Annotated in this window: 24 protein-coding genes; 9 read left to right on the forward strand and 15 right to left on the reverse strand. The window is 33.0% G+C overall.

The features are described from left to right. Positions 1–54: 54 nt before the first annotated feature. Together kdsA and AC07XU_RS10610 are read left to right on the forward strand one after the other, a co-directional pair. Positions 55–864, forward strand: coding sequence for a 3-deoxy-8-phosphooctulonate synthase (gene kdsA / locus AC07XU_RS10605; RefSeq protein ID WP_494943622.1), 810 nt, complete (start codon positions 55–57; stop codon positions 862–864). Beyond that, positions 864–1,586 carry a YqjF family protein gene (locus AC07XU_RS10610; RefSeq protein WP_494943623.1) on the forward strand — a complete coding sequence of 241 codons (723 nt, stop codon included), beginning with the start codon at positions 864–866 and terminating at the stop codon, positions 1,584–1,586. The genes kdsA and AC07XU_RS10610 overlap by 1 nt, the downstream gene beginning before the upstream one ends. On the opposite strand, the gene AC07XU_RS10615 is transcribed toward AC07XU_RS10610, so the two are convergent. From AC07XU_RS10615 to AC07XU_RS10625, 3 genes are read right to left on the reverse strand one after another with little or no spacing between them, the layout of a single operon-like run. Beyond that, on the reverse strand, positions 1,587–2,015 hold the full coding sequence (locus tag AC07XU_RS10615) for a DUF6526 family protein (protein WP_494943624.1): 429 nt from the start codon (positions 2,013–2,015) through the stop codon (positions 1,587–1,589). A 2-nt stretch (positions 2,016–2,017) separates the two neighbouring features. Then, on the reverse strand, positions 2,018–3,913 hold the full coding sequence (locus AC07XU_RS10620) for an OmpA family protein (RefSeq protein ID WP_494943625.1): 1,896 nt from the start codon (positions 3,911–3,913) through the stop codon (positions 2,018–2,020). A 47-nt stretch (positions 3,914–3,960) separates the two neighbouring features. Further along, entirely contained in the window at positions 3,961–4,584 is a 624-nt protein-coding gene (locus tag AC07XU_RS10625) for a 7-carboxy-7-deazaguanine synthase QueE (RefSeq protein WP_494943626.1), read from the reverse strand. A gap of 46 nt (positions 4,585–4,630) precedes the next feature. Between AC07XU_RS10625 and AC07XU_RS10630 the strand changes: the two genes are divergently transcribed. Beyond that, positions 4,631–4,966: a Rieske (2Fe-2S) protein gene (locus tag AC07XU_RS10630; RefSeq protein ID WP_494943627.1), complete on the forward strand. Its 336-nt coding sequence runs from the start codon at positions 4,631–4,633 to the stop codon at positions 4,964–4,966. Positions 4,967–5,113: 147 nt separating this feature from the next. Here the strand turns inward: AC07XU_RS10630 and AC07XU_RS10635 are convergent, their stop codons facing one another. From AC07XU_RS10635 to AC07XU_RS10680, 10 genes are all read right to left on the reverse strand, one after another. Next, on the reverse strand, positions 5,114–5,536 hold the full coding sequence (locus AC07XU_RS10635; protein ID WP_494943628.1) for a PIN domain-containing protein: 423 nt from the start codon (positions 5,534–5,536) through the stop codon (positions 5,114–5,116). Beyond that, the gene (locus tag AC07XU_RS10640; RefSeq protein WP_494943629.1) at positions 5,536–5,796 is read right to left on the reverse strand and encodes a DUF6364 family protein; all 261 of its coding nucleotides are present in this window, start codon (positions 5,794–5,796) and stop codon (positions 5,536–5,538) included. The genes AC07XU_RS10635 and AC07XU_RS10640 overlap by 1 nt, the downstream gene beginning before the upstream one ends. A gap of 93 nt (positions 5,797–5,889) precedes the next feature. Then, positions 5,890–6,771: a bifunctional 5,10-methylenetetrahydrofolate dehydrogenase/5,10-methenyltetrahydrofolate cyclohydrolase gene (locus AC07XU_RS10645; protein ID WP_494943630.1), complete on the reverse strand. Its 882-nt coding sequence runs from the start codon at positions 6,769–6,771 to the stop codon at positions 5,890–5,892. Positions 6,772–6,852: 81 nt separating this feature from the next. Continuing rightward, on the reverse strand, positions 6,853–8,640 hold the full coding sequence (gene lepA / locus AC07XU_RS10650; RefSeq protein WP_494943631.1) for a translation elongation factor 4: 1,788 nt from the start codon (positions 8,638–8,640) through the stop codon (positions 6,853–6,855). Positions 8,641–8,913: 273 nt separating this feature from the next. Continuing rightward, entirely contained in the window at positions 8,914–9,327 is a 414-nt protein-coding gene (locus AC07XU_RS10655; RefSeq protein WP_494943632.1) for a hypothetical protein, read from the reverse strand. 190 nt (positions 9,328–9,517) lie between these two features. Continuing rightward, positions 9,518–10,309 (reverse strand): copper homeostasis protein CutC, encoded by a 792-nt coding sequence (locus tag AC07XU_RS10660; protein ID WP_494943633.1) that lies wholly within the window; start codon positions 10,307–10,309, stop codon positions 9,518–9,520. 44 nt (positions 10,310–10,353) lie between these two features. Next, positions 10,354–11,385: a glycosylasparaginase gene (locus tag AC07XU_RS10665; protein ID WP_494943634.1), complete on the reverse strand. Its 1,032-nt coding sequence runs from the start codon at positions 11,383–11,385 to the stop codon at positions 10,354–10,356. A gap of 28 nt (positions 11,386–11,413) precedes the next feature. Continuing rightward, on the reverse strand, positions 11,414–12,220 hold the full coding sequence (locus AC07XU_RS10670; RefSeq protein WP_494943635.1) for an amidohydrolase: 807 nt from the start codon (positions 12,218–12,220) through the stop codon (positions 11,414–11,416). 21 nt (positions 12,221–12,241) lie between these two features. Then, entirely contained in the window at positions 12,242–13,387 is a 1,146-nt protein-coding gene (locus AC07XU_RS10675) for a methionine aminotransferase (RefSeq protein WP_494943636.1), read from the reverse strand. Between the two features lie 64 nt (positions 13,388–13,451). Continuing rightward, complete coding sequence (locus AC07XU_RS10680; protein ID WP_494943637.1) at positions 13,452–14,648, reverse strand: multidrug effflux MFS transporter; 1,197 nt, start codon at positions 14,646–14,648, stop codon at positions 13,452–13,454. A 133-nt stretch (positions 14,649–14,781) separates the two neighbouring features. On the opposite strand from AC07XU_RS10680, the gene AC07XU_RS10685 reads away from it, so the two are divergent. The 6 genes from AC07XU_RS10685 to AC07XU_RS10710 all read left to right on the forward strand — a co-directional run bounded on the left by AC07XU_RS10685 (position 14,782) and on the right by AC07XU_RS10710 (position 20,342). Beyond that, positions 14,782–15,552, forward strand: a complete 771-nt coding sequence (locus AC07XU_RS10685) for a queuosine precursor transporter (protein ID WP_494943638.1) — start codon at positions 14,782–14,784, stop codon at positions 15,550–15,552. Positions 15,553–15,735: 183 nt separating this feature from the next. Next, positions 15,736–16,974 carry a PAS domain S-box protein gene (locus AC07XU_RS10690; protein WP_494943639.1) on the forward strand — a complete coding sequence of 413 codons (1,239 nt, stop codon included), beginning with the start codon at positions 15,736–15,738 and terminating at the stop codon, positions 16,972–16,974. A 127-nt stretch (positions 16,975–17,101) separates the two neighbouring features. Continuing rightward, the gene (locus tag AC07XU_RS10695; RefSeq protein WP_494943640.1) at positions 17,102–17,806 is read left to right on the forward strand and encodes a DUF421 domain-containing protein; all 705 of its coding nucleotides are present in this window, start codon (positions 17,102–17,104) and stop codon (positions 17,804–17,806) included. 111 nt (positions 17,807–17,917) lie between these two features. Further along, positions 17,918–18,226: an RNA recognition motif domain-containing protein gene (locus tag AC07XU_RS10700; protein ID WP_494943641.1), complete on the forward strand. Its 309-nt coding sequence runs from the start codon at positions 17,918–17,920 to the stop codon at positions 18,224–18,226. A gap of 177 nt (positions 18,227–18,403) precedes the next feature. Beyond that, the gene (locus AC07XU_RS10705; protein WP_494943642.1) at positions 18,404–19,633 is read left to right on the forward strand and encodes a sterol desaturase family protein; all 1,230 of its coding nucleotides are present in this window, start codon (positions 18,404–18,406) and stop codon (positions 19,631–19,633) included. Next, positions 19,614–20,342: a lysoplasmalogenase gene (locus AC07XU_RS10710; protein WP_494943643.1), complete on the forward strand. Its 729-nt coding sequence runs from the start codon at positions 19,614–19,616 to the stop codon at positions 20,340–20,342. The genes AC07XU_RS10705 and AC07XU_RS10710 overlap by 20 nt, the downstream gene beginning before the upstream one ends. Here the strand turns inward: AC07XU_RS10710 and pbpC are convergent, their stop codons facing one another. Next, positions 20,343–22,721: a penicillin-binding protein 1C gene (gene pbpC, locus AC07XU_RS10715; RefSeq protein ID WP_494943644.1), complete on the reverse strand. Its 2,379-nt coding sequence runs from the start codon at positions 22,719–22,721 to the stop codon at positions 20,343–20,345. A gap of 323 nt (positions 22,722–23,044) precedes the next feature. Further along, on the reverse strand, positions 23,045–23,764 hold the full coding sequence (locus AC07XU_RS10720; protein ID WP_494943645.1) for a hypothetical protein: 720 nt from the start codon (positions 23,762–23,764) through the stop codon (positions 23,045–23,047). Positions 23,765–23,791 lie beyond the last annotated feature (27 nt).

Genomic DNA, 23,791 nt, shown 5'->3' on the forward strand with positions numbered 1-23,791 from the left:
CAAACTCATATCTTAAATCTAACTTCTCATATCTCACCTCTCAAATCTCAAAAAATGCTACAACTAGATAAACTTAAACACCAAAACTCAAATAATTTCTTTCTAATGGCTGGCCCTTGCGCAATTGAGGGCGAGGAAATGGCTTTACAAATTGCAGAAGAAATTTTGCTAATTACTGATAAACTGCAAATACCATTCATTTTTAAAGGTTCATACCGAAAAGCGAATAGAAGTAAAGGAAGCTCATTTACAGGTATTGGCGATGAAAAAGCTTTAAAAATATTAGAAAAAGTTGGTAAAACCTTTGATATACCAACTGTTACAGATATACATGAAAGTGCAGAAGCTGCAATGGCAGCCGCATATGTAGATGTTTTACAAATACCAGCATTTTTATGTAGACAAACAGATCTATTAATAGCTGCAGCAGAAACTGGTAAAGTTGTTAATGTAAAAAAAGGTCAGTTTTTATCTGCTGGATCAATGAAATTTGCAGTTGATAAAATAAAAGATAGTGGCAACGATAGAGTTATGCTAACAGATAGGGGAAATACTTTTGGTTATCAGGATTTGATTGTTGATTACCGAGGTTTGCCAGAAATGCAGAGCTTTGGTGTGCCTGTAATAATGGATTGTACACATTCTTTGCAACAACCAAATCAAAGTAGCGGTGTTACTGGTGGAAAACCAGAATTAATAACAACAATTGCTAAAGCAGCTATTGCAGTTGGCTCCGATGGTCTATTTATAGAAACACATCCTGATCCTGCAAATGCAAAATCTGATGGAGCTAATATGCTTAATTTAGCATTGCTAGAAGATTTGTTGATAAAACTTTTACGAATTAGACAAGCAATTATATAATGATAGGTAACGATATTTTTTTAACAGCTGAATGGAGAAAGTTAATACTAATTAACTATACAGTTGATAAAGAAGTACTCGAAAAGTACCTTCCGCCTTTTACGGTTTTAGATGATTGGAACGGAAAACATTATGTAAGTATTGTTGGTTTCATGTTCTTAAATACTAAGCTTAAAGGACTAAAAGTTCCTTTTCATGGAAATTTTGAAGAAGTGAACCTACGTTTTTACGTAAAGTATAATGATAATGGCGAATGGAAAAGAGGAGCTGTTTTTATAAGTGAAGTAGTACCTAAACCAGCTATCACTTTTATTGCAAATACGATTTATAAAGAAAGTTATAGAACATTGCCCATGAAACATAAATGGACAGAAACCAATGAGCATTTAACTGTAGAATATGCTTGGAGAAATGGTAATTGGAATAAATTTTCTGTTACAGCAAATCCAACAAGAGAACCTATTCCTTTAAATAGCGATGCTGATTTTATTACAGAGCATTATTGGGGATACACTAAGATTGGTAACAACATAACTTCAGAATATGGAGTAGGTCACCCGAGATGGGAAACCTACCCAATATCTTCATATGAAATTGATATCGACTTTAAAAAAAATTATGGCCAAGATTTCAGTCATTTAAAAAATGAGAAACCAGATTCTATCATGTTGGTAGAAGGCTCTGAAATTTACGTTAAAAATGGCCGTAAAATTAGAGCTTAATTACATACGATAATGATCTGCTCTCCAATTTTTAACTTGTGCTTTAATATCTTTTGCAGATAAATTTTCTTTTAATGTTTTTTCTACTAGAGCTACAAACTCTTCATCTCCTGCAAAACGCAATGCAATAATTTGACTTTTTCTTAATTCTTTTGGCAATAATTTACCAGTCAAGCTAAAATACCTTATGTTTTCTTCGGCCCTAATTACTCTATCTTGAGCTTTTAACGGGAACTGCCTCACGTACCAAAACAAAATAATTGCAATCATAAATAAGATTAACAATAAGGCAGAATTATAATGGTTAGCATTTGCCCATGAGTGGTAAAAATTTATAGTTGCACCAATTGTACCTGCAACTGTTAAGAATAAAAGTACAATGTGGTAGCCTTTTACATACTTGCTATGATTTTTTAGATTTTGTTCCATTTTTATATTTTAGTTACAATAAATTCAGTTCTTCTATTTTTTCTTCTTCCTTCTTCAGTGTTGTTATCAGCTTTTGGCTTAGTTTTTCCGTATCCTTTGTAAGCCAATTTACGTTTATCAATCCCATTATTAATTAGAAAATCATAAACAGATTTAGCTCTATTTTCAGACAATTTTTGGTTCAGTTTATCATCACCTACATTATCAGTATATCCTTCAATTTCTATGGCAAGGTTTTCATTTGCCTTCAGCAAATCAACCAAAATATTTAATTCAATAACAGATGGAGGTAAAAGCTCAAATTTATTAGTCTCAAAAAAGATGTTCTGCAAAGTTACATTACTGCCTACTTTAATCTTTTCCAATAAAATTTCAACTTCTGCTGGTTGGTTGCTCTGGCTATTTAAAAGCTCAAAATGTTGTGAATTAAACAAATATCCCGGTGCATCTACATTAAAAGAATATTCACTTCCAATTGGCATAACGGCTATAAAATCTCCGGTCTCTTTAGAGGTATAATCATTAAAAACAGAGTTGTTGTTTTTTAAGTCTATTACCAAAACATTAGCTTCTAACAATTGGTTGGTTTCTTTGTCTTTTACAATTCCTTTTACATAAGTTACGGGTAAAGGTTTTACGCTTTCTGGTAATTTAAAACGATAAATATCTAAATCTCCAAAACCTCCATCTTTAATATTTGATGAAAATAAGCCCTCATTTCCGTCAGCAGTAACAATTAATCCAACCTCCTCATTAAATGTATTAATTGGGTAGCCAAGGTTTGTAGGCTTAGAGAAATTTCCAAGCTCATCTAATCTACTCCAGTAAATATCTTTATCTCCAAAGCCTGGCCAACCGTTAGATGCAAAATACAATGTTTTACCATCAGCATGCATAAATGGAGTATTTTCATCATATGGAGTATTTATGCTAGGTCCTAAATTAGTTGGATTAGTCCATTGACCTTCGTCTGTTAAAGTACTTTTCCAAATGTCGTAACTTCCTATTCCGCCAGGTCTGTTGCTTACAAAATATAAAGTAGAGCCATCTGGGCTGATAGATGGTTGCGATTCCCAATATTCTGAATTTATGCTTTTGCCTAAATTAATTGCTTTTCCCCACTCTAAACCTTCTTTTCTAGAAACATAAATATCACATCTACCTAAGCCATCTGGGCGATTGCAACCTGTGAAAAATAAATATTTACCATCAGGAGATATAGATTGAGCACCTTCATTAAAATTTGGTGTATTGATCTTCGTGCTTAATGGCTGCGCTTGTTGCCACTGATTATTTTTCTTTGTTGATGTGTAAAAATCTTCATTGTTATCAACCACTCTAGAAAAAATAATGGTTTGTCCATCTGCTGTTAAAGCCGGAAAATAATCTCTGTGAGCGCTATTAACATTAAATCCCATGTTTATGGGTTCATATTTAGTTGGAGATTTAATTGCTGTTATCGCAAAATTACAATCTAAAATATATTTTTTAGTTCTTTCAATAAATTCTTGGTCTGCACCAACATTTTTTTGCTGAAATAATAGAAAATTATGCTTTGCTTTTGCGTAATCGCCTGTTAGCAATTCACTTTCAGCAAGAACATAATAAATACGAGGTTCGATAGTAGATGCAGAATTTACTGCTTTTTGGTAGTTTATTTTTGCTTTGGAATGATCTTTTAATCTTCTATAAATATCGCCCAATTGAATATATGCCAACTGAAATTTTGGATCTAACTTCACGGCTTCATCTAAAAACTTGATGCCTTCATCGTAAATATTTTGCCTCAGGTATTGTTGTGCGTCTTCAAAACTTTCTTGCGCTTTTTTATTTGTAGAGTTTTGGGCACTTGCCGAAAAAGCTATCAAGCAACAAAAGAAGATTAATAATTTAGTCATTTAAGCCCTTAGTTTGATCATGACTAATGTAAATAAAATATTGAGTATTAAGGAATGTTTAAGAATTTATGCGTTTGCAGCGAAATTTCCCACTTTGGGTTTGCCATTACATACTCCACAATCATTGGCGTAATTTCTTTAGATTTTGACCATTCTGGTTGTAAGTATAATTTGCAATTAGGAGAAACTGTTTCAGCATATTTTTCGGCCCATTCAAAATCACTTTTATTAAAAACGATTACTTTTAATTCGTTTGCAAAAGGAGTGATGTCTGGTCTAGGTGCTTTAAATTTTTTAGGTGATAAACAAATCCAATCCCAAGATCCAGAAAGTGGATAAGCACCAGAGGTTTCGATAAAAGTTAAAATGCCTTTATCTTGTAGTTTTTTTGTTAAATAAGCTAAGTTATAAATCAATGGCTCACCACCCGTAACCACAACCGCTTTACCCGGAAAAGTTTCAGCTTTAGCTACAATATCATCAGAAAGTGTAAGTGGATGTAATTCTGCGTCCCAACTTTCTTTTACATCACACCAATGGCAACCTACATCACATCCGCCCAAACGTATAAAATAGGCAGCTTTTCCCGTATTGTATCCTTCTCCCTGTATCGTATAAAACTCTTCCATTAGCGGAAGTAATGTGCCATCTTCTGGTATATTGTGTGCCATTTTGTAAATTAGAGCGCAAATATACACATTCAATAAAGTAGAAAAGATGATTTGGGTAAAGGTTTTGTCAAAACAAGAAACTGAAAAGAGTGATTTTATACAAATGGTAAAGGCCGATAGAAAGAAAATATGTGTAATAAAACAGCAAGGGCAGTTTTTTGCAGTTGAAAATAAATGTCCGCATGCGGGTGGTTTGTTAAGTGGCGGATGGTGTACAGAGGGTAAAATAGTTTGTCCGATACACCGTTACGAATATAATTTAACCACTGGGAGAGGTGCAGAGGGGCAAGGAGATTATATTGACATCTATCCAACAGAGTTGAAGGAAGACGGATTATATGTTGGTTTGAAAGAAAATTTTTGGAAACGTTTGTGGAAATAATATTGTTTTTTTGGGCGTTTTAACACGCTTTCCGCTGTATCTTTTTAGCTGTCCTTCGACCACCTGCCTACCGCAGGCAGGCGCTCAGGATTACAGCCAAAAAGGATGCCGCTTCAATTGTTAACGCAAGAGCGTAAATCCAAACAACTAATTCAATAAATACCGATTAAAAAAACCTTTACAATCAAGAACCTCAATATCAGAAAAATAAAAATCTTCCGTGTCTTCGGTAATTATGCAATTACAATTTACTTCTCTGGCAGCATAGTATTCCAAACCATCCTCAAAATCATGAATTTTCTTATTGCTTAAAGTTTTAATTACACCATCTTTTAAATTTTCGGCAATATGAATATGCGCACACAATAAATCAATTTTTTGTTTTGCAATAGCTGATTTATGTTTTTTCTCTGCAAAATAAAAAGCAATAGCTAAACAAATGGGAGAGGTGTAAACTTCAAAATTTGGATGAGCAGCTAAACTTAAGATGCGAGATGAATAAGTAAATATTGGATATTCTTTATTTAAAACAGAAACAAGAACATTGGCGTCTAAAAAAATCCTAACCATTATTTTTTAGAAGAGAAAAACTCATCCTTACTAGCTTTACGAGATTTTTTTGTTGTTCTTTTATATTCTGCTTCACCCTCAGCAACCATGCTTACCCAATCTGCTACCGGAAAATCTTCGAGAGATTTGTATTCTTTAGCTGTAACTTGAGTTAATAAATGCTCTATTAAGCGAGATAGGCTGATATTGTTAGCAGCAGCATATTTTTTTGCCTTTGCAACAACATCTTGGTTAAAACTTAAAGTTAATTTTGCATCCATGATCATTTAATTTATTTATCAAAGATAATAAATTTTACGTGGAATAAAAAATATTTATACGTGTAAATATTGCTTTGATATACAAGCTTTTATCTAACTATAAATTTCTCCTTTAGCAGATGCTAAAGTGTTCTTTAACAAGCCAACTATAGTCATCAAACCTACACCTCCTGGTACTGGTGTTATCCACGATGCTTTTGGTGCTACATTTTCAAAATCTACATCACCATATAATTTAAAGCCAGATTTGGTTTCTGTAGATGTTTCTCTGTTAATACCAACGTCAATAATAATAGCACCAGATTTAACCATATGTGCAGTAACAAAGTTTTTTCTGCCAATAGCCGCTACAACAATATCGCCCTGCAAAACCATTTCTTTTAAGTTATGCGTTTTGCTATGTGTAAGCGTAACTGTACAATTTCCTGGGTTTGCGTTACGTGCCATCAAAATACTCATCGGGCTACCAACAATATTACTTCTACCAACTACAACGCAATGTTTTCCGGTAGTATCAATATTGTAAGCTTGCAGCATTAACAAAATACCATAAGGTGTAGCGGGAATAAAACAAGGTAAATTACGCATCATTCTACCCAAATTCACAGGGTGAAAACCATCAACATCTTTACGATAATCAATAGCTTCAGTAACTTTCTCAGGGTCGATGTGTTTTGGTAACGGCAATTGAACTATTAAACCATCAACATCTGCATCTTGATTAATTTCTTCTATTTTCAACAATAATTCTGCTTCAGTTACGGTATTATCATATCTGAACAACGAAGATTTGAAACCAACTTTCTCACAGTTTTTCATCTTACTAGCAACATAAGTTTCGCTACCGCCATCATTACCAACCAATATGGCAACTAAGTGTGGTTTACGTCCACTTTGTGCTAAAAAATCTGCTGCTTCTGCCGCTATTTCTGTTTTTATCTTTTCTGATGCGAATTTGCCGTCGAGTAGTTGCATATTTATAAGTATCGAGTATCGAGTATCAAGTATCGAGACTGCAATTAACTTGCTACATGATACTCAAATCTTGATACTAAGTTAATCTAATTTTAAAACTGCCATAAACGCACTTTGTGGAATTTCTACATTTCCAACTTGGCGCATACGTTTTTTACCTTTTTTCTGTTTTTCTAATAACTTACGTTTACGAGAAATATCACCACCATAACATTTTGCGGTAACATCTTTACGTAAAGCACTAAGGGTTTCACGAGCAATAACCTTTGCACCTATTGAAGCTTGTATTTTAATCTCAAATTGTTGACGAGGGATTAATTCTCTCAACTTTTCACAGATTTTTTTACCAAAATCGTATGCATTGCTACGATGAATTAGTGAAGACAAAGCATCAACAGGTTCATCATTAATTAACATATCTAAACGCACCAAATCAGATTTTCTATATCCAACTTGGTGATAATCGAAAGAGGCATAACCTTTAGAAATTGTTTTCAACTTATCATAAAAATCAAATACAATTTCGCCCATTGGCATTTCAAAAACCAATTCTACTCTATCAGATGTTAGGTAAGACTGATTAATGATTGTTCCTCTTTTTTGGATACAAAGTGACATTACAGGGCCAACGAAATCGGCTTTGGTAATAATATTTGCTTTAATAAATGGCTCTTCAACAGAATCTAATTTACTAGGATCAGGCAAATCAGATGGATTGTTTACAAAAATTTCTTCGCCTTTGGTAGAGTGAGCAATGTAAGAAACGTTGGGAACTGTAGTAATAACCGTCATATCGAACTCACGCTCCAAACGCTCCTGAATAATCTCCATATGCAGCATTCCTAAGAAACCACAACGGAAACCAAAACCCAAAGCTGCCGAGCTTTCTGGCTCAAAAACTATCGAAGCATCATTTAATTGCAACTTGTGCATCGCCTCGCGTAATTCTTCAAACTCATCTGTATCAACCGGATAAATGCCTGCAAACACCATGGGTTTTACTTCCTCAAAACCTTGAATTGCATCTAGCGATGGTCTTGCAACGTTTGTAATTGTATCACCAACTTTTACCTCACGAGCTTCTTTAATACCCGATATAATATAACCAACGTCTCCTGTTTTAACCGAAATACGTGGCGACATATCTAGCTTCAAAATACCAACCTCATCAGCCAAATATTCTTTACCAGTATTAATGAATTTTACCTTATCACCTTTTTTAATTTCGCCATTTACAACTTTGTAATAAGCGATAATGCCTCTAAATGAATTAAAAACGCTATCAAAAATCAAAGCTTGTAGAGGTGCTTCTGGGTCGCCAACTGGCGCCGGAACCCTATCTACAATGGCTTGCAAAATTTCTGGTATGCCCATTCCTGTTTTACCAGATGCAGGTATAATTTCTTCTCGCTTACAGCCAATTAAATCAATAATCTGATCTTTTACCTCTTCAGGCATCGCCCCTGGCAAATCCATTTTATTTAAAATCGGAATGATTTCTAAATCATGCTCCAATGCCAAATAAAGGTTAGAAATGGTTTGTGCTTGTATCCCTTGCGATGCATCTACAATTAACAATGCGCCTTCGCAAGCCGCAATTGAGCGAGAAACTTCGTAACTAAAATCTACGTGTCCTGGGGTATCAATAAGGTTAAAATTGTACTCTTGGCCGTCAATCTTAAAATTCATTTGTATCGCATGACTTTTAATCGTGATCCCACGTTCACGCTCTAAATCCATGTTATCAAGCAATTGAGCCTGACTTTCGCGTTGAGAAATCGTCGCTGTATATTCTAATAACCTATCGGCTAAAGTGCTTTTGCCGTGGTCTATATGTGCAATTATGCAAAAATTACGTATGTGCTTCATCTTTGTGCAAAGATATGTTTTTTAAGGTAAGTTGGAAAACGGAAATTGGAAGATATTTGAAGGATAAAATTGTTATTTGAAAAGCAATTGCAGAAGTTTAATTGATCATTCGGTCCAGCTTTTTGCTACAATCTTTTGTTTAATGCTTCGCTTTGCTCAGCATGAAAATACAAAAGGATTTTCGCTTCAATCTGGTTTAGTTAAGTAAGTTTTTTGGTACTATCTCAGGTTGCAAAGTTTTAAACAGAGTTTGAGATTTTATTCAGCAACTTTCTACTCAGTTCTTTTCATTCTAGAAAAAGGATAACCATTGCAACCCTTTTTTGGATTTTTCCTATCAACATAAGCAGTTTTTTTAGCAATTTTTTCAGTTGCTGCATCATAAACCGTTAAACAAAAACCCCATAAATATGGTTCCATATTGCTAAAAGTCATATAATCAATACGGGTAAATTTGTTAGCATCCTCTTTATTTGAAGTAGCGTTTTTTGCTACTAAATATTGTTTTTTTTTATTCCACTTAATAATGTGGTATTTGGTGTTAGGGTGTTGGATCCAAAGTGTATCATTGATAGTGTAGGTTATTTTATAATCATCCGTAAAATTACCAGAAGCAAAATTTGGCGCTTTGTGCTTTTGAGCTAAAGAAAATAACGGCAAAAATAGGAGTAAGGTTAATAGCCTCATTTGTTAGAGTTTTTGTTTTTAAAACTTAAAATAACAGATACAAAAAATGCAAAAAAAGCTATTAATTTAAATACAAAAGCATACTCAATGACGTAAAGCGTATCTTGAAAATTAATTGCTGCTGTCTTTTTTACAACATAAGATAATATAAAAAATATTATTCCTAACGTAAAACTTATGTATCTACCATTCATTGTTTTGAAATTAATTGATCTATCATTTGTTTAACTGACTCTGCCGAGGTTTGTTGATATTGATACTCGTCCTCAATATTACCCATTTTAGTAAGTTGGTTACGAAACTCCATTTTGCTTTCAATATTTATTCTGGCAGATGAATGGAAATTTTTTGCACCTGTTCTTTTAGCAATTTCAGCAATATTTAACGGGTTTATTCCTGCTCCTGGCATAATTTCAATTCTACCGTTTGCTAGTTTAACTAACTTGGCAATAATCTCTATGCCTTCGTTGGCATTATTTGCTCCGCCAGATGTTAAAACCCTTACAAAACCTAATTCAATTAAATCTTCCAAAGCTTTTTCTAAATCATTACTCATATCAAAAGCTCTGTGAAAAGCCACAGGAATCGGCTTTGCCAATTCAACCAATTCTTTACAACGTTTTACATCAACTTCTCCGTTGGCCAGCAAAATGCCTAAAACTACACCATCACAATTTAAAGCCTTACAAATTTTGATGTCTTCTTTCATCAGCTCAAACTCGTCATCACTGTATAAAAAGTCTCCACCTCGTGGACGAATAATTGGCCAAACTTGGATATTTAATCTCTCTTTACATAATTTAATTTGTGCGTAACTAGGAGTGGTGCCACCTTCTGCCATGTTTTCGCAAAGCTCCACACGATGTGCACCACCATTTTGCGCAGCTAAAGCAGATGTATAAGAGTTGGCACAGATTTCTATCACAAACCCTAAATCCGCTACTGGGGACTTTGCCTGAATTGGCTTGTTATTTTGCGTCATTAATTTAGTGTAGATTTTAAGTTCCGCTTTAAAGAATTTTCTGATTAATAATAACTTTTTCCTTTAATCACTAAATCTTGTTTTTTGGCATCGCAAACTGCATAAGAGAAACCTTTTTGTATGGCATAAGCACCATATTCTCCTTTTTTGTTCATCGCTAAAAAGCCTACTTGAATATTTTTTGCAGTTTCTGGTTTTTTTCTAATGATACGCATAACTGCCTCTTTACATGCATCCTCTGGCGGATAGCCTTGGCGCATTAATTCTACCACTAAAAAAGAGCCTACGTTTCTTACTACTTCTTCTCCAACACCTGTTGATGTGGCCCCACCAATCTCATTATCAATATATAAACCTGCACCAATAATTGGACTATCGCCTATACGACCATGTAATTTATAAGCCATTCCGCTTGTAGTACAAGCACCAGAAAGATTTCCTTGAGCATCTAAGGCAATCATGCCAATAGTATCATGATTATATTGATTGCCCGGTAATCTTTGAGGAGCAGCTTTGTCATAAAGTTTATTCTCAATATTCATCACCGGATTATATTTAGCTTCTTTTAGCCATTCTTTCCAAGCTTTTTCACTAGCCGGAGTTAATAAATTTTCTTTTTTGAAACCGTTTTCTAAAGCGAATTGTAAAGCTCCATCTCCAGCAAGCATCACATGAGGTGTTTTTTCCATCACTTTACGGGCCACAGAAATTGGATGTTTAATATGTTCTAAAGCTAATACAGCTCCACAATTACCCAATTCATCCATAATGCAAGCATCTAAAGTTACTCTACCATCACGGTCTGGCAAGCCACCATAACCAACAGTTTGGTTAGTTTCATCAGCCTCTGGTACCCAAACACCTTGTTCAACAGCATCAAGTGCTCTTCCATTTTTGCTTAAAACTTTCCATGCATCCGCGTTTGCGGCTACACCAAAATCCCAAGTAGAAATAACTATGGGTTTGTTTATTATTTGCGTACTTTCTTGAACGCCTGCTGCAAAACTGTTTTTATTAACCGCCAATAATGCGGTAGAAAGCGCAGATGCTTTTATAAATTTTCTTCTGTTAAACATTAGAGAGGTGATATTAGATTAAGCTTAATTAGTTATCTAAATTAAAGTCATCAGCATCCTGTAAAAAAGGAAATTGTCTTCTTATTTTTTCTAATTCAGGATAATTGATACTAAAGGTATAAAGATCTTCATCTTCTGGTTTATAATAAATGGTATTTCCGTAAGGATCAATGCACATAGAATGGCCGCTGTGATAAATCTGGTTCCCATCGTGCCCAACACGATTAACTGCTACCACATAACTCTGATTTTCAACTGCTCTTGCATGTATCAATGTACGCCAATGTGAAGAACGTTTATCTGGCCAACTAGCAACCAACAACAAAATGTCGTATTCAGCATTTTTGTTTCTTAACCAAACCGGAAAACGCAGATCATAACAAATGGCTAATCTAATTTTCCATCCTTTTAGTTCAACTATAAGTTGTTCATTTCCAGCTATAAAGTGTTTGTCTTCATCAGCCATGCTAAATAAATGGTGCTTATCGTAATATTCATATTCACCATCTGGCTTCATCCAAATCATTCTGTTATAAAAATTGCCATTTTCTTTAATGATAAGGCTTCCAGTAATAACGCAATCATAGTTAGCAGCAGTTTTTTTAAGCCATTCCATGGTTTTTCCATCCATTTCTTCGGCCATTTCATCAGCTCGCATTGTAAAACCTGTGTTAAACATTTCAGGTAAAACAATAAGATCTGTTTTTTCTCTTACCCCGCTAGATAATTTTAAAGAAATGTTCTGTAAATTCTTATCTGCATTTTCCCAAAATAAGTACGCCTGAAAGACGGTGATCTTTAGGTTTTCTATATTTAGATATTTAAGATTTTCCATTTTATAATTTTTAGGGATAAATTATATTTTCATCAATTTTTCTACAGCCGCTTCTAATGTTTTTTGTTCTTTGGCAAAACAAAACCTTAGAATTTTATCGTCTGTTTTATTGGTGTAAAAGGCAGAGACGGGGATACTTGCCACACCAAATTCGGTTATTATTCTTTTTGCAAATTCTACATCACTCTCATCTGCAAGGTGAGCAAAACTAACGCATTGAAAATATGAGCCTTTGCAAGGTAATAATTTAAATTTAGTCTCGCTAAGCAAAGCAGCAAATAGATCTCGTTTTTGCTGAAAAAACATAGAAATGTTTTTATAAATATTTTCGTCTTTTAAATAATTGGCAATACCTAATTGCATAGGTGTGTTAACGCTAAAAACATTAAATTGGTGTACCTTTCTAAATTCTGACATTAATTTAGCTGGAGCTAAACAGTAACCTAATTTCCAGCCTGTTGTGTGTAAAAGCTTGCCAAAAGATGCGATAATAAAACTTCTTTCTATTAATTCAGGATAACGTGCAATACTTTCATGCTGTTCTCCATCAAAAATGATATGTTCATATACTTCATCGCTCAATATTAAAACATCGGTGTCTTTAGTTAATTTTATTAGTGCCTCTACATCAGCTTTGCTTAAAATACTACCAGTTGGGTTTTGAGGACTATTTAAAATAATCATCTTTGTATTTGCCGAAAATAGCTTTTTAACCATTTCCCAATCAATTTTGTAATCTGGTGCATGTAAAACAAAAGGTTTAACTAAGCCACCAAAAAGTTTAACAGTTGGTGCATAACTATCATAAGCTGGTTCAAATATAATAACCTCATCACCAGAATTAATTACCGAAGCAATGGCTGTGAAAATAGCTTGTGTACCTCCAGCCGTGATGGTAATTTCAGTTTCTTGGTCATAATTTACATTATGATTATTCAACATCTTTTGCGCAATGGTAGCTCTTAAATAAGCTAAGCCTTGCATTGGAGCATATTGATTATGGCCAGCTAACATTGCCTCATTAATGAGTTCAATCAACTTTTTATCGGTTTGGTAATCTGGGAAACCTTGAGATAAATTTATCGCATTGTGCTCTTGTGCTAATTTAGACATTACAGAAAATATTGTAGTGCCAACGCTTGGAAGTTTAGAGTTTATATGTATCATTCATTACGAAAATAGAAATAATCTGATAGATTAATAACGTTGTGGATTGAATGATAGGTATAATTTACAGAATTCTATTTTTAATTTGTCTTGATCCCATTAATAAAAATAAAACTGCTAAAACTGTAGCAGTAAACATAACCGCTGGCATTGGCCATACCACATCTGCAGCAAACATACTTATAGCTGCTGATGCTAATGCGCCTAAACCCATTTGTAAAGCACCCATTAAAGCCGAAGCACTACCAGCATTTTTTTCAAATGGAGCCAAAGCAAGTGCAGACGCATTTGGATTTATAAAGCCTAAACAAGCTAAAAATGAGGCGATAAATGCAATTGTAGCATAAAGATTTAACAAATCATATGTTGCTGCCAAAAGGAATAACGCACTAAAAAAACATTGCAAACTCAGAGCCCAAGCAATTATTTTTTTACTGCTAAACCACCTTAAGATATAACTGTTAACTTGACTAAAACCGATAAAAAATACTGATAATAAGGCAAATATCCACCCATAGCCAGTTTCGGTCACTTTATAAATATCCATAAATACCACAGGCGATGAAGATACGTACGCGAATAAACCACTAAAAGTAATTGCACTAATTAAGGCATAGGTATAAAAGCTTGGTTCTTTTATAACAATATAGAAATTGTTTAAAATAGGTTTAGGTTTTAGGGAGTAGTTTGGATCTGGGATATAACTTTCTTTTAACCAAAATTTGGTGGCTACAGTCATTAAAATGGCCGTTATACCTAAAAAAACAAAAACTGATTTCCAACCTAAAACGGTAATTAAATAACCTCCCGCTGTTGGTGCAAGCATTGGTGAAACTGCAATTACAAGCATTAGTGAGGCAAAAACCTTCGGACTTTCTTCTACAGTAAATAAATCTCTAACCATTGCTATGGCTGCAACTGTTGCTGCACAACAACCAATAGCTTGTATAAATCTTAACACAATTAATTGATCTATTGACGTAACAAATACGCAACTTAAACAAGATATAATGTAAAGTGCAAGACCAAAATAAAGCGGTTTTTTTCTTCCAAATTTATCTAATAATGGTCCGTAAAGCAGTTGCCCTGCTGATATGCCAATAAAAAAGGTTGCTAACGATAAGGAAACACTAGGTACATCTGTATTTAAATCTTTTGCAATTGATTTAAAACCAGGTAAATACATGTCAATAGAAAACGGCGCCAATGCTGCTAAAGAGCCTAAGATAAGTATGGTATAAAATGATTTTGATTTAGCCATTGAAATTTTTGAAGCTGCAAAGATGACAAAATATGATGTTGCATAAGTACCCAAATTGTAAAATTAGGTGAGCTTATTTAATTGTAGCATCAAACAATTTCATTTATATGAAATTAATTGTATTTTTATAAACATGACTTTTAAAACCAAAGAAAGCCGTTTGCTACTTGTTCTAGGTGCATTTTTTGTTGCTAACGCGATATTATCAGAATTTATTGGAGTTAAAATTTTTTCGGTTGAAGAAACTTTAGGTTTCAAAAAGTTTGATATCAATTTATTTGGTGTACCTAACTTATCATTTAACATGTCTGCGGGTGTTTTAACATGGCCAATCATTTTTATCATGACTGATATTATAAATGAGTACTTTGGTGTAAAGCAGGTAAGGTTTTTATCAATTTTAACAAGTGTTTTAATAGGATTTGCCTTTTTAATTGTTTGGTTGGCTATGAAATTACAGCCAGCAGATTTTTGGGTGATGCAAAACGTAAAAGGGCAAGATGTAAATATGATCTCGGCTTTTGATGCAATTTTTGGGCAAGGCATGTGGATAATTGTTGGATCTATAACTGCCTTTTTAATTGGTCAGATGGTTGATGTGTTGGTTTTTCATAGAATAAAAAGATTTACCGGCGATAAGGCATTGTGGTTAAGAGCAACTGGATCAACTATTTTTTCTCAGTTAATAGATAGTTTTGTAGTTATTTTTATTGCTTTTTATTTAAATCCGGCTTACCATTGGAGCTGGCAAATGGTTGCAGCCATCGGATTAGTTGGTTATACCTATAAATTTGTTATCGCATTACTTATGACCCCAATTTTATATCTAGTACATGGCATTATTGACCAATATTTGGGCAAAGATTTAGCCTACAGGATGACGAAGTTGGCCAGTAGGGGATAGCTAAATCCAATCATTTAGTTTTTTGATAATTAAATTCTCGAAAATAATTAAACCAATTACCTAATCAAGCTTCTTGATGTAGGTAATTAATGTCAAATAAGAACATCACAAACTTCCATTAATTTATATTTTTACCTCAGTTAACCAAGTGGTTTTGGATAATTAATTGCAGATCCCTATTGCATGCCTTTCTATATTATAAACAATTCGATAAAACGATATAAACAATACGTAAACTTTGCAGTACACGGCAATAATTTAGACGATAGTAATATTTTTACTTTTTGGAGAAATAAGACTTTTGCGAGCTTGGTTACCTACGTAATGCCTGCATGTATTTTGGCACTTATACCTAGTGTAATATTTGAAATTTGGGAAGGTAATTATACAATTGCACTTATAGATGTGATGGCATTTTTAATAGCTTATTTTATTGCGTTAAACCATAAAATCGATTTAGCTGATCGTAAAGTGGTTGTAGCTATTTTACTTAGTGTATTTTCTCTCACTCAAATGGCTTTAGGTTCATTTAGTATGGGTGTTATTTATTTCTCATCCTTAACCATTTTTATTTCTCTTCAGTTTTCAACTCCGGTGGCTGTACTCTCACATCTTTTCAGGGTTTTTATATTTTTTATTTTTACCATTATTTTCTTTTTTGATAGAAATATACTGGCTGCATATTTTAGTTTGTCGTTTCCGAGATGGATAATCTACTCTTCGAATTTTTTGTTTTTGGATTTGATGATCGTGATTATGTTAAGACAGTTACTTAATGGTTTAGAAAAAACAATGGTTAAAAAGGCAAATCTTTTTGAGCAATTAGAAAAAGAAATAGAGTTTAAGGTTAAGCAAAACCAGCTTTTAGAACAAACTAAAGAACAATACATGACACTATTTTCTAATAGTCCTGTCGCAATTTTTGTTGTTCAAAGTATTACAAATCAAATTCTGCAAGTTAATAAGTCTGCTATAAATATTTATGGTTATACTGAGCAAGAATTTATGCAAATGAAATTAGATGATCTTAAGTTAATCAAGGATTACAATTCAGAAGTAAAGATTTTCGATAGACCCTTCAAATCAACCAATGTTACCAAAAGCGGAAAAGAAATTACTGTAGAGATTAGATGCACTGAGATTTTATTTGATAATGCCAAAGCAAACCTAGTAATTGTTACTGACATTTCTGAAAGCATAAAACACATACAAGCAATAGAAGAACAAAATAATAAATTAAAGGAGATTGCTTATATGCAATCACATATCATAAGAGTTCCAGTTGCCAATATAATTGGATTGACAAATCTATTATCAACCGAAGTTAAAAATGATCCCAATAAGGAATTAATATATCATATAAAACAATCTGTAGCACAATTAGATGATGTTATTAGTAATATGGTGAAACAAGCAAATTAATCTTACAATGATGAATTTCTGTTGATAGATTATTTGATCCATATTCCATAACAATTTTATTTATGTAAGTATTTGATTTTTACCTTAAACATAACCACGCTTTTTATGTTATGATAGTAATTTTCTTATGACAGCACTTGCAATTATTAAAGATCTAGATAGTTTTCTTAAAGGTGATGTAGAATGGGGTTTCATTCCAGAAATCGCTGTGCGTACATTAATTATGTATTTGATTTTGTTTTTTAGCCTAAGAGTATTAGGTAAAAGGGGCGTTAAACAACTTTCTGTATTTGAATTAGTAGTAATTATCAGCTTAGGCTCAGCAGCCGGAGATCCGATGTTTTATCAAGAAGTAGGTGTTTTAACTGCGTTAACTGTTTTCATAATAATAATATGCTCTTATAAATTAACATCTTTATTAGTAAATAGAAGTAAAAAGGCAGAGCAAATTTTAGAAGGACAGGCTACATATTTGATAGAGGATGGTATGTTTGCGATTGAAAATTTCAAAAAAGAAACATTGGCACAGGATGAGTTTTTTTCTGAGCTGAGATTTCAAGGAGTATCTCATCTAGGTCAGGTAGAATTGGCAATAATTGAAACATCTGGCAGTGTTAGTTTGTTCTATTATGAGGATGATCTAGTTAAAAAAGGCTTGCCAATTTTGCCTCATCTTTTTTGCCAAAAACATGTTGTAATTGAAGAAAAAGGTGATTATTCATGCAGTTTTTGTGGATATACCGATGAATTAAACATTTGTAATATTTCCATTTGCAAGAATTGTAAAAAAACAGAATGGGTAAAATCTATAAATAATAGGAGGATCACTTAATATGTTTTACTAAAATAATTGAAAAACAATAACTTATAATACTATTAACTGACACTCAGATGTAAAAAATTCCATAATTTTTTGTATCTTTGTCCAAATTTTTAAACATTAATGAAGATATTTATTACAGGCCTTCCTTTAGAAGTAGGGGAAGAAGAATTAACAGCCGTTTTTGGTGATTTCGGTCAAGTAAAATCACTTAGAATTATTAAAGATCGCGAAACTAATCAGAGCCGTGGCTTTGGTTTTGTAGAGATGCCTAATGATGAGGAAGCTAAAGAAGCTATCAAAAGAATGAACGGTGGAGACTACAATGGCAACAGAATTAAAGTTGCTGAGGCTCAAGATAAGCCAAATACCGGCGGTGGTAACACTGGTGGTGGTTTTAAACGTAACAATACAAGAGAACGTAGTTTTTAATTACAATATGATACATGACTTTTTAAGTTATGCATCATTTCTTATTTAATTTTTCTATCTTAAGCCAGAATTTGGTTTAATAAAATATAATTGCGGATTTAAGTCCGCAATTTTTTTTACCTCAAAATATCATCCCTTTCGTTTATTTTAAGATAAATTAATTGCTAAATTAGAGTAATGAAAGTTGATTATATTGCCTTATCTGTTCCAGTATTTTTTATCCTTATAGCGATAGAACTTGCCTATTCTTTTCATAAAAAACTAAGTTATTACCGATTAAATGATTCCATTGCTAATTTAAGTCAAGGAATTGGTTCTCAAATTACGGGGTTGTTTATGAAAACAGTTTTGTTCTTTGGCTATACTTACGTATTTGAAAATTGGCGGTTGTTCAGTTTTCCACAAACAATTTGGGTTTGGATCATACTCTTTTTCGCTGTAGATTTTTTCTATTATTGGTTTCACAGAATGAGCCATCAAATTAATGCACTATGGGCTGCACATATTGTACATCATCAATCTGAAGAATATAATTTAACTGTAGCATTGCGTCAATCATGGTTTCAGAGCTGGTTCTCATGGGTGTTTTACATCCCATTGGCTTTTATGGGTTTCGATCCGATAATGTTTTTAACTCTAAGTTCATTTAATACCCTTTATCAGTTTTGGATACACACAAGGGCCATAAAAAGTATGGGATTATTAGAACACATTATTAATACGCCGGCACATCACCGTGTACACCATGGTAGTAATCCAAAATACATCGATAAAAACCACGCTGGAACGCTTATAATTTGGGATAAAATGTTTGGTACTTTTCAGAAAGAAGAGGACGAAGTTTATTATGGTATTACAACTCCATTAGCAAGTTGGAACCCAGTTTGGGCTAATGTTCATTACTGGAATGAATTGTGGAGCACAGCTAAAAAAGCAAACAATATTGGCGATAAATTTAAGGTATTTGTGAAACCTCCGGGTTGGTTTCCAAACTCATTGGGAGGCTTTAAATATGCTCCAGAAATTGATGTAGCTAATTATAAAAAATTTGATACTGGATACAATAAAAATGTGGTTGCTTATGTAATTTTTCAGTTTATTTTAGCTTTGGCTTTAGGCTCTACTTTATTGTTTTTATATACTAAAATAGAATTATATCACCTTGCAATCGCATCAATTCAAGTTATTTTGTTGTTGCTTAGTTGTGGAGCTTTATTAGAAGATAAAAAGTGGCTCAAAAAATTTGAATATGCTAGAATTTTTACAAGTTTATTGTCTTTAATTTTTTTTAAAGATTTACCTATTTTTAACATTTTACTGATTATAGTAATTTCAATTCAAGTTATTTCTATATTTTGGTTTTATTATATACAAAAATTCACCTCTCATGCTAAAAAAATATCTTGAATTTAGTTTTGCTTTTTTAATCATTTTTATTGTTCAATTGCTTGTAGAATCTGATCCTAAGACAACACATTTAGTTTTGGGTGATTTTAAATATATTGTAAAGCCACTTATAACCATTTCATTGATGGTTTTCTACCTTTATCAAACGCAACTAAAGGGTAGGTTTGCAAAAAGAATTTTTATAGGTTTATCTTTTGGTTTGGCTGGCGATAGCCTTTTAATGTTTGTTGATTTAAATGAAAGCTTTTTTATCTACGGTCTTATCGCATTTTTAATAGGGCACTTATCCTATATATCTGCATTTTATTTAGATTATAAATGGAATCCATCTATTGAAAAGTCTGCAACCAGAATAGCATTATTTGTATTTGGATCAATATGTTTGGTTTTTTATTTAATGGTTAGGCCACATTTGGGTGCGATGAAAATACCAGTTTTGGTTTACGCATTTACAATTTCTCTAATGGCAATTATGGCTGTTAATAGAAAAGGTAGAGTAAGTAGTTTAAGCTACAATCTTATTCTCTTTGGCGCCGTGATATTTATCATTTCAGATTGTTCAATAGCAATTAATAAATTTGTTCATCCATTTGAAGACTCAGGTTTAGTAATTATGTCTACTTACATGATAGCACAATTTTTAATCACTGTTGGTGCTGTAGAACGTAAGCTAAAAAAATCTACAGCAATAGATCCGAAAAAAAGATAATTAATTGCTTCTTTTTTCTTTATCTAAAATCGTAAAAACCTGTACCAAACGCTCGCCATTTTCATCGACTAATGTTAAAGTATGTTTGCCAGGTAATGGATTAACTGCCATCTGATGAAAAGATTTTGTGCTTCCAATATATTCTTGATCGATATGCCAGTAAATCTTACTTTCTGAGTTTCTATGTGCTGCATTAAACACAACTTTGCCTCTAGTTCCATCTAGTTCAACCGGAATGTAGATAACTGCATTACTTTTGGGATAAATCATATCCATTACATTATTACCAATAACATCGCATCCATTTTTAAAGGCTGGTAATAACTGATAATCACTGTTCTTTATTTTGTAGTAATATTCCATTGAGGGTGGTAGTACAAACCATTTCTTGTGAATCATCATAGCTGTATTTTCACAATTGTCAGTTACTCTAAATTTTCCTGTTCTATCTAAATGTATAAGTTTATGATACGGACAAGTAGTAGTTTTATCGCCTGCAAAAGGAACAAGTTCTATAATTTTATCTGTACAAAAATCTCCAGCTTTGTGTCCACTTTGCTTACAAACTAACATTTTTTTCAATTTTGTTTGTGGTGTTACAAACCATTTTGATGATGGCAATTGTCTGAAAATATCAAATAAAACTGGTGCAGCCACATCAATGCCAACTAGTCCTGGTCTGCCTTCGCCATCGGCATTGCCCACCCAAACACAAACAACATAATTACTAGTTAGCCCTATTGCCCAGGCATCTCTAAAACCAAAACTTGTACCTGTTTTCCAAGCTATACGTTGTGATGATGAAAATTGCTCCCACAATCCTTCATCCCCTGGGCGCATTACTTCTTCCATCGCATTAAAAGTTGCCCAAATTGAGCCATGGTCTAGCAAAGAGTTTAATTCTACTTCCTCATTTTTAAAATTAGTTTTTAATCCCTGCGCATAAATTGGTTCAGAATAATCTTTAGGATTGTATTTACCCTGATATTGATTAAAATGGTTTAATGTTTTTGCCATGCCTAAATAGGTTTTCGCCAAATCCCACATGGTAACTTCACTACCTCCTAAAATAAGTGATAAACCATAATGATCTGCAGGTTGATTAAGGGTGCTAAATTCCAATTTTTTAAGCTTATCATAAAACCGTTCATATTTATATTGTTGCAACATTTTAACCGCTGGGATATTTAATGATCTGCTTAATGCCCTGTCGGCAGAAATAGCTCCATCATAACCTAAATCGTAATTTTGAGGAGTGTAGCCTGAAATTTGAGTAGGCACATCAGCAACCAGTGTTTTAGGTAACAACATTCCATCGCTTAACATACTTGCGTAAAGTATTGGTTTTAACGTACTCCCCGGACTGCGTGGTGCTTTTATCATGTCAACATAACTTTCAAAAGCAGTATTTTCTGGCTGGTAGCAATTGCCAATGTAACTTTTAACTGTTCCAGTTTTAACATCTAAAACTAAAGCTGCTATATTGTTTATGTCGTTAGCTTTATATCTATTGTTATATCTTTTAAGTAATTCGTTTAGCTTTAATTGTAAATCGTAATCTATTGTTGTAGCCAACTTTGTAGAATTTAATTGCAATAAATTACGTTCTTGCTTAAATCTGCTTAAAAGGTGTGGTGCATTTTGAGGTAAGGGAAGCGGATTGCCCGGTATAGGTTCAGATTTTGAGAGATTGGCAGTAACTTGATCTATTACATTTAATTGTGCAAGCTTGTCTAATAAGTCGTTTCTTTTCTTAATTAGTTTTTTTGCATTCTTGCCAGGATGAACCAATGATGGACTATTGGGCAAGACTGCTAAGGTTGCCATTTCTCCCCACGATAGATTTTCCGCTTTGCGACCATAGTAGCGCCAACTTGCAGCATCTAAACCTACAACATTGCTTCCAAATGGAGCATTTGCAGCGTACAAAGCCAAAATATCTTTTTTAGAACTGGTAAATTCTAAGCGCATCGCTAGCCACATTTCTGTGAGCTTTTGCCATACAGTTCTGTTTTGCTTCCGCGATAATCTTATTACTTGCATGGTTAATGTACTACCGCCGCTGACTACCATTTTTGCGTTAAGGTTTTGTTTCATTGCCCTGCTCATTGCAACAGGATCTACTCCAAAATGGAGGAAAAATCTTTGATCTTCAAATGCAGTAATGCATTTTATAAATTTATCTGGCACACTATCACTAACAGGAAAACGCCATTGGCCATCGCTAGCTATTGATGAACTTAGCAATTCTCCATTGCTGGCTTCTAAAACATAAGAAGTTGGCGTTTTAAAGAGTTGTTTTGGTAAAGAAAACAGAAAAAATAGGAATAGCAAAAAGCAAATGAGATCAGAGATTAGGATTGCTTTTTGTTTATACATCTTTTGCTTATAATTTTTAACCACATAGAAACATAGCCTCTTTTCTATGTGCCTATATGGTTAATTTTAATCTAACGCCTTGGCTCGTTTCCTCACGAACCATTTTTTTATTTTCTTTAAACTCAAGTCTTAAAACTTTCAAAAATTCAAATCTGTTATCACCAAATTCATAAAATCTGACGGAAGAATATAAATAAATCAGTCGTAATGGAAAATAGTTACTTCTTTTAGATTTTATTCGATTTTTAATGGTTAATATTAAGCCAAGATTGTAGTTTAAATCTATTAGGAAAAATACATCAAAATATACTCTTTAAAAATTATTATTTTTTTAGCTCATTCAATCTAATCTCTTCAATAACTTGATTAGCTATAAACTCATTCTCTGCTTTTTTTGATAAGTTTATCTTCATATTTCTAAAAAAATAGAAAAGGGTATAGGCAATCAAATATGAAGTAGTATAAAAAGATATCTTTCCAATTAATGATAAGTTTTTCAATTCATATAAATCTAAAATCATATCTCCAGCAAAATAAAAGGGCAAAAATACGACTAAAGTGAGTGGAAGGATAAATAAGCCATTTAAAATCGACCATTTTTCTCTAGTAGTTTTTTCAAGTTCTCTCCAATGGGAAAACGGCAAATAAATTCTTGAATAAAAATTAAATTCCCCAGGTAAGAAATCATTTGTTGTAATGTTTGGTACGCTAAATAAAAAGTTGCATAATACTTTTGAAAAGTGCTCAAGTTCTGCTTTATGAGCACTAACAATTAAATACCACAGCATAGATAATATAAATAGTGGTGGAATTATAATTGATACGACATCAATTTTATTGAATTTTAAGACACCCAATTCAACTTGGGTAATTATTGATGATGATAAAAAATAATAAAGAGTTACTAGTAATATAATAGATATACTTATCCAATTGATCATTTTTGAGATATCTTCAAGTTTAGTAAGTAATCTATCGTTATACTCTTTAATAGTTTCATTTGAATTAAGCCTTATAAAGTTTACTATTTCTGAATTATTCATGTAAATTATTTATTGGATCTATAAACT

The organism is Pedobacter sp. GW456-11-11-14-TSB4 (genome assembly GCF_059424425.1).

Excerpts from the sequence above, each read along its gene's own strand:
- kdsA (WP_494943622.1), top strand. The coding sequence starts at position 55 with ATGCTACAACTAGATAAACTTAAACACCAAAACTCAAATAATTTCTTT.
- AC07XU_RS10610 (WP_494943623.1), top strand. The coding sequence starts at position 864 with ATGATAGGTAACGATATTTTTTTAACAGCTGAATGGAGAAAGTTAATA.
- AC07XU_RS10615 (WP_494943624.1), bottom strand. The coding sequence starts at position 2,015 with ATGGAACAAAATCTAAAAAATCATAGCAAGTATGTAAAAGGCTACCAC.
- AC07XU_RS10620 (WP_494943625.1), bottom strand. The coding sequence starts at position 3,913 with ATGACTAAATTATTAATCTTCTTTTGTTGCTTGATAGCTTTTTCGGCA.
- AC07XU_RS10625 (WP_494943626.1), bottom strand. The coding sequence starts at position 4,584 with ATGGCACACAATATACCAGAAGATGGCACATTACTTCCGCTAATGGAA.
- AC07XU_RS10630 (WP_494943627.1), top strand. The coding sequence starts at position 4,631 with ATGATTTGGGTAAAGGTTTTGTCAAAACAAGAAACTGAAAAGAGTGAT.
- AC07XU_RS10635 (WP_494943628.1), bottom strand. The coding sequence starts at position 5,536 with ATGGTTAGGATTTTTTTAGACGCCAATGTTCTTGTTTCTGTTTTAAAT.
- AC07XU_RS10640 (WP_494943629.1), bottom strand. The coding sequence starts at position 5,796 with ATGGATGCAAAATTAACTTTAAGTTTTAACCAAGATGTTGTTGCAAAG.
- AC07XU_RS10645 (WP_494943630.1), bottom strand. The coding sequence starts at position 6,771 with ATGCAACTACTCGACGGCAAATTCGCATCAGAAAAGATAAAAACAGAA.
- lepA (WP_494943631.1), bottom strand. The coding sequence starts at position 8,640 with ATGAAGCACATACGTAATTTTTGCATAATTGCACATATAGACCACGGC.
- AC07XU_RS10655 (WP_494943632.1), bottom strand. The coding sequence starts at position 9,327 with ATGAGGCTATTAACCTTACTCCTATTTTTGCCGTTATTTTCTTTAGCT.
- AC07XU_RS10660 (WP_494943633.1), bottom strand. The coding sequence starts at position 10,309 with ATGACGCAAAATAACAAGCCAATTCAGGCAAAGTCCCCAGTAGCGGAT.
- AC07XU_RS10665 (WP_494943634.1), bottom strand. The coding sequence starts at position 11,385 with ATGTTTAACAGAAGAAAATTTATAAAAGCATCTGCGCTTTCTACCGCA.
- AC07XU_RS10670 (WP_494943635.1), bottom strand. The coding sequence starts at position 12,220 with ATGGAAAATCTTAAATATCTAAATATAGAAAACCTAAAGATCACCGTC.
- AC07XU_RS10675 (WP_494943636.1), bottom strand. The coding sequence starts at position 13,387 with ATGATACATATAAACTCTAAACTTCCAAGCGTTGGCACTACAATATTT.
- AC07XU_RS10680 (WP_494943637.1), bottom strand. The coding sequence starts at position 14,648 with ATGGCTAAATCAAAATCATTTTATACCATACTTATCTTAGGCTCTTTA.
- AC07XU_RS10685 (WP_494943638.1), top strand. The coding sequence starts at position 14,782 with ATGACTTTTAAAACCAAAGAAAGCCGTTTGCTACTTGTTCTAGGTGCA.
- AC07XU_RS10690 (WP_494943639.1), top strand. The coding sequence starts at position 15,736 with ATGCCTTTCTATATTATAAACAATTCGATAAAACGATATAAACAATAC.
- AC07XU_RS10695 (WP_494943640.1), top strand. The coding sequence starts at position 17,102 with ATGACAGCACTTGCAATTATTAAAGATCTAGATAGTTTTCTTAAAGGT.
- AC07XU_RS10700 (WP_494943641.1), top strand. The coding sequence starts at position 17,918 with ATGAAGATATTTATTACAGGCCTTCCTTTAGAAGTAGGGGAAGAAGAA.
- AC07XU_RS10705 (WP_494943642.1), top strand. The coding sequence starts at position 18,404 with ATGAAAGTTGATTATATTGCCTTATCTGTTCCAGTATTTTTTATCCTT.
- AC07XU_RS10710 (WP_494943643.1), top strand. The coding sequence starts at position 19,614 with ATGCTAAAAAAATATCTTGAATTTAGTTTTGCTTTTTTAATCATTTTT.
- pbpC (WP_494943644.1), bottom strand. The coding sequence starts at position 22,721 with ATGTATAAACAAAAAGCAATCCTAATCTCTGATCTCATTTGCTTTTTG.
- AC07XU_RS10720 (WP_494943645.1), bottom strand. The coding sequence starts at position 23,764 with ATGAATAATTCAGAAATAGTAAACTTTATAAGGCTTAATTCAAATGAA.